Consider the following 14,677-nt stretch of genomic DNA (forward strand, 5'->3'; position numbering starts at 1 on the left):
AGGAAAAATTAAAAGACCTAAGCCCGGTGGAATACCGAACTCAGGTCTTAGAAGCTGCTTAAATAAATATGTCTAACTTTCTTGGGTCAGTTCATTGATGGGCGTACCAGTTTTTTTATTGTTAAAGAAGAATATAAAGTGGGTGATGTTTATCTTGAATTTGGAATGGAAAGGACGTGAATATTCTGCTAAATAACAAACAGTTGAGTTAGCGCAACAAACGAAGGAGTTAGTGCAACAAACGAAGGGGTTAGTGCAACAAACAACTCAGTAAGTACAACAATCAGCCAGTTTAACGCAACAAAGCCTAGAGTTAAAGCACCAATCACAATTCCATAAAAAAACCCCTATGCATGGAATTATCCGCATAAGAGCAATTAATATTATGGTTTATATCTTGTTGTGGGCGCTTGTTTTGATTTTGCTTTACGTGAATCAATAACTTTAATAACGATTGGATAAATAATTGGTGCTAATTTAATAGCAGTTTTTACTACGTTTCTTACCTTCATTTAGGAGCACTCCATTTCTTATAAGCTAATAATAATTAATTCCCATTGATGCTTCATCTTAAACGCGTATTACACGAACCCCTTGGATGATATTCCAAATGATCACTGCTACAGATAGTAGAATTTCTAAAATGATGAACGAGATAATTAAAATAGGTCCTGTACTTATAAAATTATCAGAACCACTGCCATAAAATCCAAATACGATAAAGAAAATAATGAAACCGATAATGGATGGGATAATGAGTAAAAGGTGTGATATGAATGCTCGTTTTGCATGGTTTTTTACATTCGAATCAGTACTGACAAAATAAACAATCACAGGCAAAATAAATCCTGCAAAAAATATACTGAAGTAACACAATGCCGACAATACTCGATTGTTATCCAGCCCAAGCACCTCCATTCATATTATTATTTACGCTAGAACGCCCAAAAAGATTCAACTCAATGCATGTTCTTTTATTATATTTGCAAAATGGTATACAGATGAAATGCTGACATATTCAGCGGGACCATGCCAATCTGCTCCAGTTGGGCCGAATTCAATGGCTCCTACGCCATCGGCAGCATAAAATCGAGTATCAGCAGATCCATGTTGTCCAAATAGCATGGCCTGCTTGTTGCAAACTGCAACAATTGTTTTTGATAATGATAAAACAAATGGATCATCAGCATTTGTTGTAACAGCAGGAGCTTTACTGTGAATAATGATTTCAGCTTGGATCTTTTCGTCATCGAGGATTTTCTGAATGTCATGTAGAATAACTTCTGCTGATTGTCCTGGAACGTATCGGATATCATAACGTACATTGCACTGATCTGGGACGACATTAAAACGTTCACCTGCTTGTATTGTAGCCAAATTAATCGATGGAGAATCATAAAATGCATTACGAGCATTTGTTATTGGTGATTCTAACAGTTTTGAGTGGAAATGCATGGCTTGTAAAACAGCATTTAGCCCCTCCCAAGGACGACTACCATGTGATGCTTTACCCTTGAATTGAATTTCGAATTGAAGAATGCCTTTTGCTTGTAAACCAATTTGCAATTGTGTAGGTTCACCACAAATAACAAATTGACCATTATATCCATTACGGGTAAGCCATCCTGATGTATTTTCACCACCAGTTTCTTCGTCTGTCACCAGATGTAGTTGAAGGCGTCTAGGCAGCTTGTCAGCTGATTTGGATAGCTCTACAAAGCTGAACATCATCGCCGCGACTCCGGCTTTCATATCAGCAGCTCCACGCCCGTATAAAAGGTCACCATCTACAAAGGGTGTAAATTGTTCAATTGCTGCTGGGACGACATCGACATGGCCGTTCCAGATAAGACAATCTGCGCCTTGCCCAATTTCAGCTGTTAAAATATCAAGTCCATTATTTTGATGTAGGTTAACATCTACACCCTGTTGCCCGAGCCAATTAGCACAAAATTGTAAAGCTTCATTTGCGCCAGTAGGTGTATCACTTTTATATGTAATTAACTTTTTAAGTAAATCAATCACTTAGTTGTAACCCCTCTCATTAAATGCCATTTTGTTAATTATATACATGTTTGAAAAAAATCTCTCAAACATTTAAGAAGAATCTATTGAAATAAAAGAATTGTTTAAGTACAATAGGGGTGTTCTATAATTACAATTAAATGATGTATTTACCACAAGGGGAGCCGAAATGGTCGGCTGAGAGTGAACCCAAAGTTCTAACCCTTTGAACCTGTAAGTTAATACTTGCGTAGGAATGTGGATAGAAACCGACATATAACCGATGTCAGGACCTGTCCTGATGTCGTTTTTTTGTTGCCTAAAGTTTTACTATCTAGAGCCCATTTACAATGGGGTACGTTGAGGTCTTGTGTGTTCTACATCAGAACTACGGGAGGATATTTATTTTGAACAAAAAGAAATTGTTGTTTTTAATCGAGATTGCGATTTTTGCTGCAATCGGCTTAATTTTGGATCAGCTGTCATTTAAGCTATGGGCTCAAGGTGGTTCTATTAGCCTCGTTATGGTACCTATTGTATTAATGGCATTCCGATGGGGTGTCTCAGGTGGGTTAATTACCGGATTATTAATTGGTTTATTGCAAGTAGCGATGGGAGCTTCAATTTTTACACCTGTCCAAGGTTTTATCGATTACTTTTTAGCATTTACTGTGGTCGGATTTGCTGGTGTGGTGAGACATCTAGTGTATGCAGCGAGTAAGCAATTAAACAAAAAAGCAATGACTTTGTATATTGTGCTAGGTACAACACTTGGTGGTTTATTGAGATACATTGCTCATACTACAGCAGGAATTGTCTTCTTTAGCGAATATGCAGGTGATCAAAATGTATATTTGTATTCTATAATTTATAATGGTACTTATATGTTGCCAGCTACTATACTAACAGCTGTTGTAGCTGTACTTTTATTTACATCAGCACCTCGTTTATTACAACAAAAAAATTGATTCAAAAAAGAGGATTCCTTATAGTTGGAATCCTCTTTTAGTACTTTCAGGGACGCAATGTCATATATCTAATATTAGAATCAAACAAAAATATTCTAAATATATAGACATTTGAAATAGCAAGATACTCGATTTTCATGTTCTTCATTTTGCAAAAAAAGTGTTATAGTAGAGAGTAGACATATGAGAAGAAGGGACCGTATAAAATGATAGCTATAACTCAAGAAGAAATTGCGGGATTGAAAAAAGCCGGACGTGTGATGGCCCAAATCCGTGAAGCAATGAAGGCAGCAACAAAACCAGGTATTACAACTAAAGAATTAGATGAAATTGGTGGCCGTTTATTTGAAGAAAATGGAGCCGTTTCAGGACCTAAAAGTGAATATGATTTTCCTGGTTACACATGTATAAGTGTGAACGAACAGGTTGCACACGGCATTCCAGGGAACCTTATGTTAAAAGAGGGAGACCTTATTAATATCGACGTTTCAGGTCATGTTGAAGGCTATTTTGCAGATACTGGCGTGTCATTTGTTGTAGGTGGTGGATCTTACCCAGAAATCGATAAACTTTGTCAAGTTGCAGAAAGTGCATTTGATCGTGCGATGACAAAAGTAAAATCAGGTGCTCGTTTAAACCAAATTGGTAAAGCAGTTGAACGTGAAGCAAAAGCAAACGGTCTAGCGGTTATTATGAACTTAACAGGTCATGGTATTGGCCGTTCACTTCATGAAGAACCACAACATGTATTAAATTATTTTGATGCATGGGATCGCACAATTTTAAAAGAAGGTATGGTTTTAGCGGTTGAACCGTTCATCTCTCAAAAAGCAGAACATATCGTTGAATCAGGTGATGGTTGGACATTTATAACGCCTGACAAATCACTAGTTGCACAATATGAACATACAATCATCGTAACAGATGGTGAACCTATTATTACAACTAAATTAGATTAAAATAATGAAAAAGCCTCCCTTGAATTTTCGTCAAGGGAGGTCTTTTTGTTTTCTACAATTATTTAGATGGCTTTTGTTTTTTTATAAATAAGATTCCTGCCAATAAGACACCACTTAAAAAAAGTGCTGCGGTCGTTACTAGTAATTCCTCAAAGCCATTTTTTACCGCAACCCCTATATAAGCCCAAATGAAGACGATAGGAAAATAAATATCATAATGGTGGAAACGGATATGAAGTGCAATAGCGGTACCTAGGGTAAGCATAATAACAGCCCACAAAGGATTACTTAAACCTAAGCCATTCCAATGATTATGCGTTAAAACGAAAGCGATATTTGTTATTGTTGCTACGCAAATCCAAGCAAAGTAAATGGAAATGGGTATGCGCTTTGACCATGTTTGTTCATCATTACTAAATGAGAAATATAGAAGTGCTAAACAAGCTAACAATAGTATCATTACGACAACAGTAAGTTGGAAGTAAAGATAATGCCACAGGAAAATCCACAAAATATTAAGCAGGGAACTGGTTGTAAATAACAGTGTTTGTTGAATAGAAATTGAGTTCTTATTCTGATAATTGAACCAATGTTTATAAATCCAGTAAGCTAAAATTATGTATATAAAGCCCCAAATACTAAAAACATATCGTGCTGGAGTGAAAAGAACCGTATAACTGTCGGAGATTTCGCCAGTAGTTTGACCATTTAGTGGAAGAATATTAGCAGCTAAGTTCACGGATACCATTGCAATATAAGCGATGGTAATAATAATTAATCTCCCCAATAAAATCTCCTCCTTCATGTTGAAAATAGTATGAAAATCTGAACTTTGTTGCACTCTGAAGTAGAAAAGTATCTCGTTATCCATTGCGTTAATATACAAAAAATCTATACCAATTTTAAATCATATGTATAAAGTATACATTCGATTAGTTAGAACAACAAATATCATTTCGGAAGAATTTGCTGTAAAATAATAGTATAAAAGTAAAAGGAGTGTTTAAAGTGAGTAAACGCATTGAAGATATGAAATTAGATAAACATCTAAACGATAAACTTTCCTACAAAAAGGAACTAAAAAAATTACAATTTGAACTATTAAATATTCAACAGTTCTTGTTCAATCATAATATTGGGCTTGTGTTAGCATTTGAAGGAATGGACGCAGCTGGTAAAGGTGGAGCCATTAAACGCTTAACACAACGACTGGATCCTCGTGGGTATATTGTACACCCAATTGCTGCACCGCAACCCTTCGAACTGAAATACAACTATCTACATCGCTTTTGGACGCGCTTACCTTACAAAGGGCAAATCGGCATTTTCGATCGTTCATGGTATGGACGAGTACTAGTAGAACGTATTGAAGGCTTTGCTAAACAAGAAGATTGGCAACGTGCCTACGAAGAAATTAACCAATTTGAAAAACTACTTACAGATGATAACTATATCGTAGCAAAATTCTGGATTCAAGTGTCAAAAGAAGAACAATTAAATCGATTTAAAGAACGACAAGAAGATCCTTATAAAAAATGGAAATTAACAGATGAAGATTGGCGAAATCGTGACAAGTGGCCACTTTATGTTGAAGCAGCAAATGATATGTTCAAGAAGACAGATAAACCTCATGCACCATGGATTTTAATATCGGGTGAAGATAAAAAGTACGAACGAATTCAAGTGCTAAAAGAAGTCATTGCACATGTTACAAGAGAATGTGAACTGAGAGGATTACAAATTACTGATCCTTCTGAAACTATTAGCGAAGAAGTCTAACTATTTCGAGTCCAGAAGTATTATACTGAATATGTAAGATAATTTGGTAATGGAGGCTTGAATATGACAAATGAAAAATTTCCAGAAGTATGGGATTTAGAGAGCGTATTTGCAGGAGGTAGCAATTCAGAAGAATTAAGAATCCAATTAGACAGAATCCAAGTTGAATTAGAAGAACTACAAAATGCAGTTTCAAGTATTGTAGCAGAAGATGCAAAATCCATTTTAAATGTTCTAGAATTAATGACAGAAGTATATATTAATATGGGGCAATCCAATTCGTTTGTATCGTGTTTACAAGCACAAGATATGATTGATAAAAAAGCATCCTTACTACGTAGTGAAATTTCATCATTAGCTGCGAATTTTGCTCCAATTAAATTGCAATTTCAACAAGTACTAAGTGGCATTGAAGAAGAAAAATGGACAGATCTACTTGCTACTGAAGAGTTATCACAATTTAATTTCACTTTAAATGAATGGCGAGATGAAACTAAATTAAAACTTTCTGAGCAGGAAGAGAATATTATTTCCGCATTAAAGGTAGATGGTTATAATGCTTGGGGAGAAATGTATGATCTATTGATTAGCGATATTAAAATTCCTTTTACAATTGATGGTGAGGAAAAAGTACTGTCTGTAGGTCAAGCGAATAACTTAAGTTCACATCCAGATGCTACAGTGCGTCAAGAGGCTTATGAAGCGCTTGAAAAAACATGGGCTGAAAAAGAGGAATTCTTTGCAAAAACGTTGAATCATATAGCAGGGTTCAGGTTAGCTACATATAAAAAAAGAGGTTGGGATTCGGTACTACAAGAGCCACTTCAAACTAACCGAATGCAGCCTGAAACGATCGATGCAATGTGGAGTGCAATTACAGACCATAAAGCACCTTTCTCACAATATTTAAAGCGTAAAGCAGAGCTATTAAATACAAGCACAATGGATTGGTTCAACTTAGATGCTCCAATCACGGCATCAACTGAGACGATTTCATATCAAGAAGGTGCAGAATTTGTTATCAACAATTTTGGAAGATTTGGCAAGAAGCTAGAAGCGTTTGCTGCAAATGCAATTGAAAACGGATGGGTTGAAGCTGAAAACCGCCCAAATAAACGTCCGGGTGGATTTTGTACCGGATTACCATTAACGAAGGAATCACGTATTTTTATGACTTATAGCGGTACTATGTCTAATGTTGCAACATTAGCTCATGAACTAGGTCATGCATTCCATTCGTATGCATTACGCCCAATTCATACTTTGAATACTGGCTATGCAATGGGTGTGGCAGAAACAGCGTCTACATTTGCTGAAATGATTGTTGCAGATGCAGCTGTTCAAGAAGCAAAATCTGAAGATGAAAAAATAGCATTACTTGAGGATAAAATTCAGCGCAGTGTAGCATTCTTCATGAATATTCATGCTCGATTCTTATTTGAAACACGTTTTTATGAAGAACGTGAGTCAGGGATAGTACCAGCTCATCGCTTGAATGAATTAATGGAGGAGGCACAGAAGGAAGCTTATGCAGGTGCGCTGAATGTTGCTCATCCTCATTTCTGGGCTTCAAAATTACACTTTTATATGACAAGAGTGCCGTTTTATAATTTCCCATATACATTTGGCTATTTGTTCTCATTAAGTATTTATGCTAAAGCAAAAGAAGAAGGTAGTAGCTTTGAAGAAAAATATATCGCTTTATTACAAGATACAGCTGTTATGTCTGTAGAAGATTTAGCGATGAAACATTTAGGTGAGGATATTACAGAAAAGGCATTCTGGGAAAAGGGAATCCGTATATGTGAACAGGATGTTGAACAGTTTTTAGAATTAACCACTCAAAAAGGGTGATCTGACATGGTGTTTCTTGAAGGAAATCGCTGCTATTTACGAACATTAGATGAAGCCGATGTTTCGGCATTCACAAATCTAGTAAAGCGTAATAAGCGCTATTGGTCGATTTATGAGCCATTACATGAGGATGAGTTTTATACAGAACACACTCAAAGAAAGAAAATTATTGAGTCTATTCAGCGTATGAGACTCAACCGTGAGTATAGTTTCGCAATATTTGCAATGGGAACGTCGGATCTTGTAGGACATATATCGATTTATTCTATCAAGAGATTACCATTTGCAAGTGCTTTTGTCGGTTATTCAGTAGATAAGCGTTATGTTGGCCAAGGAATTGCATCTGAGGCACTAGAGCTAGTAGTTAAATTCGGTTTTGAAGAATTGTCATTACATCGAGTAGAAGCTTATGTATCTCCTAAAAACATTGGCTCTGTTCGCGTTTTAGAGAAAACAGGATTCCAACGTGAAGGATTATTAAGAAAGTTATTGTACATTAATGGAAACTGGGAAGATCATTATATGTATTCATATATAGATGATGATTTTTGAAAGGGCAAGGCCATCTGGCGGAGATGGAAAAGTACTGTTAGAGGAATGCTTTACGGAATGAAATAATTAGCGAATCATTTCCTGGGAAATGCGTCGATTTCTGTTTGAAAAAGAAGAAGCGAGTGTCACTTGAAAAGTGACACTCGCTTTTTGTCATTTTAATTATTTTGAACCAACTTCAACGACATCAAGACGACCTGTGTTTGGGTCAATTACTAAACCATGAACTGGAATAGAATCGAGAACTAGTGGATGACTTCGAATCATTTCAACACTATTTCGAACGTTTTCGGTTACATCATTAAAGCCTCTTAACCATTCATGTAAGTTTGCACCAGAGTAATTTAGAAGATCAATCGTATTTTGAGAAATACCACGATCAACCATTTTAGCTAACATGTTATCAGGGTTAACTGCACTCATACCACAATCGTAGTGCCCGATGACAAAAATCTCATCTGCTTGTAACTCATAAATTGCAACAAGTAGACTACGCATAATACCACCAAATGGATGATTTAATGTTGCACCCGCACTTTTAACGATTTTGACATCGCCATTACGTAAATTCATCGCTTTTGGTAATAGTTCCACTAGGCGAGTATCCATACATGTTAAAATAACAAAACGCTTATCTGGGAATTTACTGGTAATAAAAGGCTCATATTGCTTTTCTTCTACAAAGGTTTCATTGAATGTAAGAATCTCATTTATAATGGACATTAAATCGTTCCCCTTTCCTTACATACTTATTTTAGAATAACTATTCAGAAAAGAAAATAAGTTTTCAGCAATTTATGAATTCAATTTTTGTAAAAGGTTCATTGTATCTAAAGAGCGTCCAGTACCAATTGCAACAGATTCTAATGGTGATGGAGCTAGAATAACAGGAACAAGTAGTTCACCTGAAAGCCATTCAGGCATACCTTTTAAAAGTGAACCGCCACCTGTTAATACAACACCACGGTCTACAATATCTCCAGATAACTCTGGTGGACAGCTTTCTAATGTTCTACGGATAACTTCTAAGATTGAAAGAAGAGATTCTTTAAGACAATTTTGAATTTCCTCTGAATTTAATGTGATCGTTTTTGGTAAACCAGTAACGATATCTCTACCTCGCACTTCCATGAACTCTTTGTCATGTTGGATTAAAGCATAACCAATTTCTTTCTTTATATTCTCAGCAGTATGTTCACCGATTAGCACGCTGTATTCCTTACGTGCAAAATGAATGATTTCTTCATTCATTCGGTCGCCACCTAGTTTCATAGTGTTTGAAGTAACAACGCCACCAAATGAAATTATTCCAACCTCTGTTGTTCCACCACCGATATCAACGATAACACTTGCGATAGGTTCACTCACAGGAAGATCAGCACCAATTGCAGCAGCAACCGGTTCCTCGATTAAAAAGACCTCTTTAGCACCACATTGTTTCACAGCATCTTTTATAGCTAAGCGCTCAACTGAAGTAGCTCCAGAGGGAGTGCAAACAATTACACTCGGTTTACGGATTGAGCCACCTATAATTTTTCCGACCTTTTGCATAATGACTTTAATCATCTCGGTAGTCATATCAAAGTCGGCAATGACACCATCACGAAGGGGACGGATTGCTTGAATATTCGCGGGCGTTTTACCAATCATATTCTTCGCTTCAGTTCCAATTGCGATGACTTCATTTGTAGTTGTATTTACTGAAATAACTGATGGTTCATTTAATAAAATTCCTTTGTTTTTTGTATATACTAACGTATTGGCTGTGCCAAGATCGATTCCAATTGCAGTTGTCGAAAACATTGTATAGTTCCTCCCTTATAACATTGCCTCATAAGTATAGAGGAAAAACGATAAAACCCCTATGTTACATTTTGGAAGTTGTAAATCGTAGTGAGAGAAAATAAGAAATTAGTATTTTATAATAATCAATTTCTGGGAAAAATAGGGGGAGTTAGGTTTATTATGTCACAAGTTTGTTACAAAATTGTGAGGAAAATATAAAAAAACAGTTACTTATAAGTAACTGTTTTGGATTAAAAGTTAGTTTTTTGGTTTTGGATCAACAAGAGTTGCAGTTGAAGTATCTAATCCTACTAGTAAATAGTGAATAAGGATCCCACAAGTGATTAGGATAAGTGCTGAAAATCCTAATACTGTTACTATAAATGTACCCATGATAAAACTCCTCTCTACCATTATTAAAAATTCATTATCTATCAGTATACATGATTTTATGTTACAAGATAAGTGTAATTTATGGATTACCATTTTACCAATGCCTTATATGTACGTAAGATGTACACTTCATTAGGATTTAGAGTGCAAAATAATAGTTACATTATTATTCATAGAATACTTGCTGGAATATTAAAATGCCCAGCTTCCTTGGCGGAATATTGGATCTACATTGTTATCTTCCGTAATACCGTCTATATCCATTTTGTCAGAACCAATCATAAAATCTACATGTGTTAGACTTTGGTTTAAGCCGTTCTCGGCAATCTCTTCACGAGACATGGTTTTACCACCTTCTATGTTGAAAGCGTAAGCACTACCAATAGCTAGATGGTTGGAAGCATTTTCATCGAAAAGAGTGTTATAGAATAATAGACCCGATTGTGAAATAGGGGAGTTGTGCGGAACTAAAGCAACTTCACCTAAATAATGCGATCCTTCGTCAGTAGCTACAAGTTGTTTTAGTACTTCCTCACCTTGCTCAGCAAATACGTCCACTATTCGACCGTTTTCAAAGGTAATTTTAAATTGATCTATAATATTGCCACCATAGCTTAATGGTTTAGTACTAGAAACATAACCGTTAACACCAGTTTTAAAAGGTGCAGTGAATACTTCTTCTGTAGGCATATTAGCCATAAACTCTTTACCGTTCACATTGATACTTCCGCCACCACACCATAAATGATTTTTAGGAAGCTCTATTGTAAGGTCTGTTCCAGGCGCACGGTAATGTAATTTATGGTATTTTTTTTCGTTTAAATAGGATACTTTGTCGTGCAGTGATTCATCAAGTGTTTTCCAGGCTTGGATTGGATCTGCTACATCAACTCTTACAGCTTTGAAAATAGCGTCCCAGAGTTGCTCAACTTGTTGATCTTGAGGTAGTTCAGGGAAAACTTTGGCAGCCCAATCTTTAGAAGATGCTGCAATAACATTCCAACTGATTTTATCAGATTGTGCATATTCTCTATATTTACTCAAGGCTTTACCTGTAGCCTTTTGGAATGCAGAGATACGGCTAGATTCAATCCCTGCTAGTAAATCTGGACTTTGGGAAACAATGCTTATGAAAGCAGCGCCTTGTTCTGCTAACCAATTGCGTTCTTCAGTTTTCCAATGTGGGTAAAAGTCAAAAGAGTCTGCTGGAGCTAACTCATAACGTAAACGATTAATTTGATCATCCGCGAAATCAACAAATACTTGTTTAGCACCAGCCTCATAAGCCTTTTTAGTAATTAAACGGACTAACTCTACATTATCAGTAGAAGTGCTGATATAAAGAAATTGATTTGGTTGGATATTGACACCTATTTTAACAGCAAGTTCAGCATAACGATCTAATTTCTCATTGAATGAAATCATGACGACATTCCTCCTTAATTTGAGTTAATTGTAACAATTTTTGAAAGATTATAAAAGAAAAAGTCGGGGACCATATTTTGTCCTTTTCACGAAATTTCGGCAAATATCTTCTATTGTTTGCAATAGATTATTAAAATAATGAAATATAAACCGAAATAAAAAAAAGAATGACGATTTTGGGGGTACTAAAATGGATTTATCATCGATTATTGGTTTAATAATAGCTGTTATTTCGCTATTAGCAGGAATGTATTTTAAAGGTGTTACTCCTGATGCATTACTGAACCCAGCAGCGATACTTATTATCATCTTCGGTACGATCGCAGCAATTACGATTGCATTTCCTAAGAATGAACTAAAACGTATACCTAAGCTGTTTGGCCATATCTTCAAGGAGCAAAAGTTAGTAAGTGATGTAGAGATTATTAAAATGTTTTCACAATGGGCAGATTTAGCTCGTCGTGAAGGGCTACTTGCACTTGAAAGCAAAGTATCCGAAATTGATGATCCGTTTTTGAAAAATGGATTGACTTTGGCTATTGATGGTCAAAATGCAGATTATATCCGCGACGTCTTAAACGAAGAAGTGGAAGCGATGGAAGATCGCCACGCAAGTGGAGCTTTGATTTTCTCACAAGCAGGTACATATGCCCCAACTTTAGGGGTACTTGGTGCAGTAATTGGACTTATCGCGGCACTAAGTGATTTAAACGATATTGATAAATTGGGACATGCTATTTCAGCAGCGTTCGTAGCGACACTTCTAGGTATCTTCACAGGTTATGTATTATGGCATCCATTTGCAAATAAGTTAAAACGTAAATCTAGCCAAGAAGTTCGTCAAAAAACAATGATGATTGAAGGTATCTTATCGGTTCTAGAAGGTGAAGCTCCTCGCGTAATCGAACAGAAATTGGCATCTTATTTAACGAAAGAAGATCGCTCTCAAATAATGGACGAAAGCGGGGCGAGTGGCCTTGGCAAAGAGATCTAAAAGAAGAAAAAAGCATGAAGAACATACCGATGAATCTTGGCTAATTCCATATGCCGATATCCTAACATTATTATTAGCTCTCTTTATCGTGTTATTTGCTTCTAGTACCGTCGATGTACAAAAAATGCAACAGCTTTCTTCAGTTTTTAGTTCTATCTTCGATTCAGGTGAGGGCGTGTTTGAACAACCATCACCAGTTGAACCACAAAAACCAGAAAGCTCCGAAAAAGATAGCGACTCAGCATATTTAGAAGATCAAGAAGCCTTATCTCAGATAAAAGGGAATGTTGATGAATTTATTGCTGTGAATGAGCTTGAAAAGCAATTCGCAACAAAGCTAACAGATGAAGGATTACTGGTTACAATTCGTGATAGTATTCTCTTTGATCCAGGTAAAGCTATTGTAAAAGATGAGTATCAGAACATTGCGAAAGAACTATCCAAGTTACTTGTATTCGATCCAGCACGTCATGTCATCATTACAGGATATACAGATGATGTACCTATGAATAATGCAGAATTTGCTTCGAACTGGGAGCTAAGTGTTATGCGAGCAGTGAATTTTTTGAAATCAATTGTAGATGCAAATGCAAAACTTGATCCAGCATTCTTTAGCGCAAAAGGATATGGAGAAAATGAACCTGTTGCATCTAATAAGACGGATGAAGATCGTGCGAAGAATAGACGCGTAGAAGTACTTATTCAACCTTTAGTGAAAAAGGATGGTACAAATACAAACGAAAAAGAAACATCAGCAAAATCAGAATAAGAAAAAACGATATGTATTTTACATATCGTTTTTTTTTTTTTTTTTTGACATTCTTAAAACAAAAGTTTATAATTTAAACAAATGTAATGAGGGTGATGACATGAATGAAAAAGAGTTGATGATCCTAAAGCTTATTCGCCAAAACCCATTTTTGTCCCAACAAGAAATGGCTGAAGAGTTAAAGATGTCTAGACCCGCTTTAGCGAATATAATCTCAGGATTAACACGTCAAGGTAAGATTGTCGGGAGGGCGTATATATTGCCGGAAGAAAATGAAGTGATTTGTATCGGTGGAGCTAATATGGACCGTAAGTTTCATATTAAAGGTAAAGCTCAATTAGGAACTTCTAATCCTGCTGCCGTTACTCAAAGTATCGGTGGCGTAACTCGAAATATCGCCGAAAATTTAGGACGCCTGGGACACCATGTATCACTTTTAACAGGTGCAGGTAAGGATTCAGATTGGAATGCTATTAAGGAAGCTTCAGCAAGCTATATGAATGTTTCTAACGTAGAACAATTCCAAAACGCTTCAACGGGTTCTTATACGGCAGTTTTAGATGAGCAAGGAGAAATGCTTTTAGCTGTAGCGAATATGGATGTATATGATCTATTAGTGCCAGAGTTGCTGATGAAGCACGAGGCAACGATGTCAAATGCAGCATGTATTGTTATGGATTTGAATTGCCCTAAAGAAACAATTGAGAGTATCAAAGAACTTGCATTGGTGAGACAAATACCTTTTGTATTAATTCCAGTATCGTCACCTAAGATGGATCGTATGCCAAAAGATTTAAATGGCGTAACATGGTTTATCTGTAATCGCGATGAAGCGGAAACGTATTTGGACAGTACGATCACTTCAGAGGAAGACTGGAAGAAAGCAGTACAAGATTTATTGGAAAAAGGCGCAGAAAATGTTGTTATAACAGCAGGTAGTAGAGGTGTCTATGCAGCGTCTAAAGATCTCGATGTGAAGAACTATGCTGCAATTCAAATTGATCATGTTGAAGATGTAACTGGTGCAGGAGATGCTTTTGTTGGAGCATTGCTACATAGCTGGATTCTACAAGAACCCTTCGCTGAAAATATTCAGAATGGTTTGATGAATGCAGCAAAAACTTTACAAAGTGCATTTACAGTAAGACCAGAGTTATCTGCAAATAAACTAAAAAATGAGCTGGAGGAATAATTC

General features: G+C 36.2%; 16 protein-coding genes and 1 riboswitch. Of the genes, 8 read left to right on the plus strand and 8 right to left on the minus strand.

Annotated elements, in window-relative coordinates; translation table 11 throughout:
- Positions 1–383: 383 nt before the first annotated feature.
- From ACQKM9_RS19085 to ACQKM9_RS19095, 3 genes are all read right to left on the minus strand, one after another.
- Positions 384–512, minus strand: a complete 129-nt coding sequence (locus tag ACQKM9_RS19085; RefSeq protein WP_427735958.1) for a hypothetical protein — start codon at positions 510–512, stop codon at positions 384–386.
- 58 nt (positions 513–570) lie between these two features.
- Positions 571–885: a DUF4870 domain-containing protein gene (locus ACQKM9_RS19090; protein ID WP_427735959.1), complete on the minus strand. Its 315-nt coding sequence runs from the start codon at positions 883–885 to the stop codon at positions 571–573.
- Positions 886–954: 69 nt separating this feature from the next.
- Complete coding sequence (locus tag ACQKM9_RS19095) at positions 955–2,025, minus strand: M20 family metallopeptidase (RefSeq protein WP_427735960.1); 1,071 nt, start codon at positions 2,023–2,025, stop codon at positions 955–957.
- A 147-nt stretch (positions 2,026–2,172) separates the two neighbouring features.
- A riboswitch (TPP riboswitch) is annotated at positions 2,173–2,278 on the plus strand.
- Positions 2,279–2,411: 133 nt separating this feature from the next.
- Here ACQKM9_RS19095 and thiT point away from each other — a divergent pair.
- Positions 2,412–2,972: an energy-coupled thiamine transporter ThiT gene (gene thiT / locus ACQKM9_RS19100; RefSeq protein ID WP_427735961.1), complete on the plus strand. Its 561-nt coding sequence runs from the start codon at positions 2,412–2,414 to the stop codon at positions 2,970–2,972.
- 206 nt (positions 2,973–3,178) lie between these two features.
- Positions 3,179–3,931: a type I methionyl aminopeptidase gene (gene map, locus ACQKM9_RS19105; RefSeq protein WP_427735962.1), complete on the plus strand. Its 753-nt coding sequence runs from the start codon at positions 3,179–3,181 to the stop codon at positions 3,929–3,931.
- 58 nt (positions 3,932–3,989) lie between these two features.
- On the opposite strand, the gene ACQKM9_RS19110 is transcribed toward map, so the two are convergent.
- The gene (locus ACQKM9_RS19110; RefSeq protein WP_427735963.1) at positions 3,990–4,718 is read right to left on the minus strand and encodes a tryptophan-rich sensory protein; all 729 of its coding nucleotides are present in this window, start codon (positions 4,716–4,718) and stop codon (positions 3,990–3,992) included.
- 242 nt (positions 4,719–4,960) lie between these two features.
- Here ACQKM9_RS19110 and ACQKM9_RS19115 point away from each other — a divergent pair, with 242 nt between their 5' ends.
- The 3 genes from ACQKM9_RS19115 to ACQKM9_RS19125 all read left to right on the plus strand — a co-directional run bounded on the left by ACQKM9_RS19115 (position 4,961) and on the right by ACQKM9_RS19125 (position 8,116).
- A complete protein-coding gene (locus ACQKM9_RS19115) occupies positions 4,961–5,710 on the plus strand; it encodes a polyphosphate kinase 2 family protein (protein WP_427736003.1) in 750 nt (249 codons plus the stop codon).
- A 63-nt stretch (positions 5,711–5,773) separates the two neighbouring features.
- Positions 5,774–7,564: a M3 family oligoendopeptidase gene (locus ACQKM9_RS19120; protein WP_427735964.1), complete on the plus strand. Its 1,791-nt coding sequence runs from the start codon at positions 5,774–5,776 to the stop codon at positions 7,562–7,564.
- A gap of 6 nt (positions 7,565–7,570) precedes the next feature.
- Positions 7,571–8,116, plus strand: a complete 546-nt coding sequence (locus ACQKM9_RS19125; RefSeq protein ID WP_427735965.1) for a GNAT family N-acetyltransferase — start codon at positions 7,571–7,573, stop codon at positions 8,114–8,116.
- A 162-nt stretch (positions 8,117–8,278) separates the two neighbouring features.
- On the opposite strand, the gene ACQKM9_RS19130 is transcribed toward ACQKM9_RS19125, so the two are convergent.
- The 4 genes from ACQKM9_RS19130 to ACQKM9_RS19145 all read right to left on the minus strand — a co-directional run bounded on the left by ACQKM9_RS19130 (position 8,279) and on the right by ACQKM9_RS19145 (position 11,719).
- Positions 8,279–8,839 (minus strand): beta-class carbonic anhydrase, encoded by a 561-nt coding sequence (locus ACQKM9_RS19130; RefSeq protein ID WP_427735966.1) that lies wholly within the window; start codon positions 8,837–8,839, stop codon positions 8,279–8,281.
- A gap of 72 nt (positions 8,840–8,911) precedes the next feature.
- The gene (gene mreBH, locus ACQKM9_RS19135; RefSeq protein ID WP_427735967.1) at positions 8,912–9,919 is read right to left on the minus strand and encodes a rod-share determining protein MreBH; all 1,008 of its coding nucleotides are present in this window, start codon (positions 9,917–9,919) and stop codon (positions 8,912–8,914) included.
- A gap of 240 nt (positions 9,920–10,159) precedes the next feature.
- The gene (locus tag ACQKM9_RS19140; RefSeq protein WP_427735968.1) at positions 10,160–10,294 is read right to left on the minus strand and encodes a hypothetical protein; all 135 of its coding nucleotides are present in this window, start codon (positions 10,292–10,294) and stop codon (positions 10,160–10,162) included.
- Between the two features lie 192 nt (positions 10,295–10,486).
- A complete protein-coding gene (locus ACQKM9_RS19145) occupies positions 10,487–11,719 on the minus strand; it encodes an aminopeptidase (RefSeq protein WP_427735969.1) in 1,233 nt (410 codons plus the stop codon).
- A gap of 190 nt (positions 11,720–11,909) precedes the next feature.
- Between ACQKM9_RS19145 and motA the strand changes: the two genes are divergently transcribed.
- The 3 genes from motA (at position 11,910) to ACQKM9_RS19160 (ending at position 14,674) form a co-directional block, all read left to right on the plus strand.
- Positions 11,910–12,713: a flagellar motor stator protein MotA gene (gene motA, locus ACQKM9_RS19150; protein WP_427735970.1), complete on the plus strand. Its 804-nt coding sequence runs from the start codon at positions 11,910–11,912 to the stop codon at positions 12,711–12,713.
- Complete coding sequence (gene motB, locus ACQKM9_RS19155; protein ID WP_427735971.1) at positions 12,697–13,482, plus strand: flagellar motor protein MotB; 786 nt, start codon at positions 12,697–12,699, stop codon at positions 13,480–13,482. The genes motA and motB overlap by 17 nt, the downstream gene beginning before the upstream one ends.
- 100 nt (positions 13,483–13,582) lie before the next feature.
- The gene (locus tag ACQKM9_RS19160; protein WP_427735972.1) at positions 13,583–14,674 is read left to right on the plus strand and encodes a carbohydrate kinase; all 1,092 of its coding nucleotides are present in this window, start codon (positions 13,583–13,585) and stop codon (positions 14,672–14,674) included.
- Positions 14,675–14,677 lie beyond the last annotated feature (3 nt).

It is taken from the genome of Viridibacillus sp. NPDC093762, from assembly GCF_050279675.1.
Lineage (GTDB): Bacteria > Bacillota > Bacilli > Bacillales_A > Planococcaceae > Viridibacillus.

Excerpts from the sequence above, each read along its gene's own strand:
- map (WP_427735962.1), top strand. The coding sequence starts at position 3,179 with ATGATAGCTATAACTCAAGAAGAAATTGCGGGATTGAAAAAAGCCGGA.
- ACQKM9_RS19085 (WP_427735958.1), bottom strand. The coding sequence starts at position 512 with ATGAAGGTAAGAAACGTAGTAAAAACTGCTATTAAATTAGCACCAATT.
- ACQKM9_RS19130 (WP_427735966.1), bottom strand. The coding sequence starts at position 8,839 with ATGTCCATTATAAATGAGATTCTTACATTCAATGAAACCTTTGTAGAA.
- ACQKM9_RS19125 (WP_427735965.1), top strand. The coding sequence starts at position 7,571 with ATGGTGTTTCTTGAAGGAAATCGCTGCTATTTACGAACATTAGATGAA.
- motA (WP_427735970.1), top strand. The coding sequence starts at position 11,910 with ATGGATTTATCATCGATTATTGGTTTAATAATAGCTGTTATTTCGCTA.
- ACQKM9_RS19140 (WP_427735968.1), bottom strand. The coding sequence starts at position 10,294 with ATGGGTACATTTATAGTAACAGTATTAGGATTTTCAGCACTTATCCTA.
- mreBH (WP_427735967.1), bottom strand. The coding sequence starts at position 9,919 with ATGTTTTCGACAACTGCAATTGGAATCGATCTTGGCACAGCCAATACG.
- ACQKM9_RS19120 (WP_427735964.1), top strand. The coding sequence starts at position 5,774 with ATGACAAATGAAAAATTTCCAGAAGTATGGGATTTAGAGAGCGTATTT.
- ACQKM9_RS19145 (WP_427735969.1), bottom strand. The coding sequence starts at position 11,719 with ATGATTTCATTCAATGAGAAATTAGATCGTTATGCTGAACTTGCTGTT.
- ACQKM9_RS19160 (WP_427735972.1), top strand. The coding sequence starts at position 13,583 with ATGAATGAAAAAGAGTTGATGATCCTAAAGCTTATTCGCCAAAACCCA.
- ACQKM9_RS19115 (WP_427736003.1), top strand. The coding sequence starts at position 4,961 with ATGAAATTAGATAAACATCTAAACGATAAACTTTCCTACAAAAAGGAA.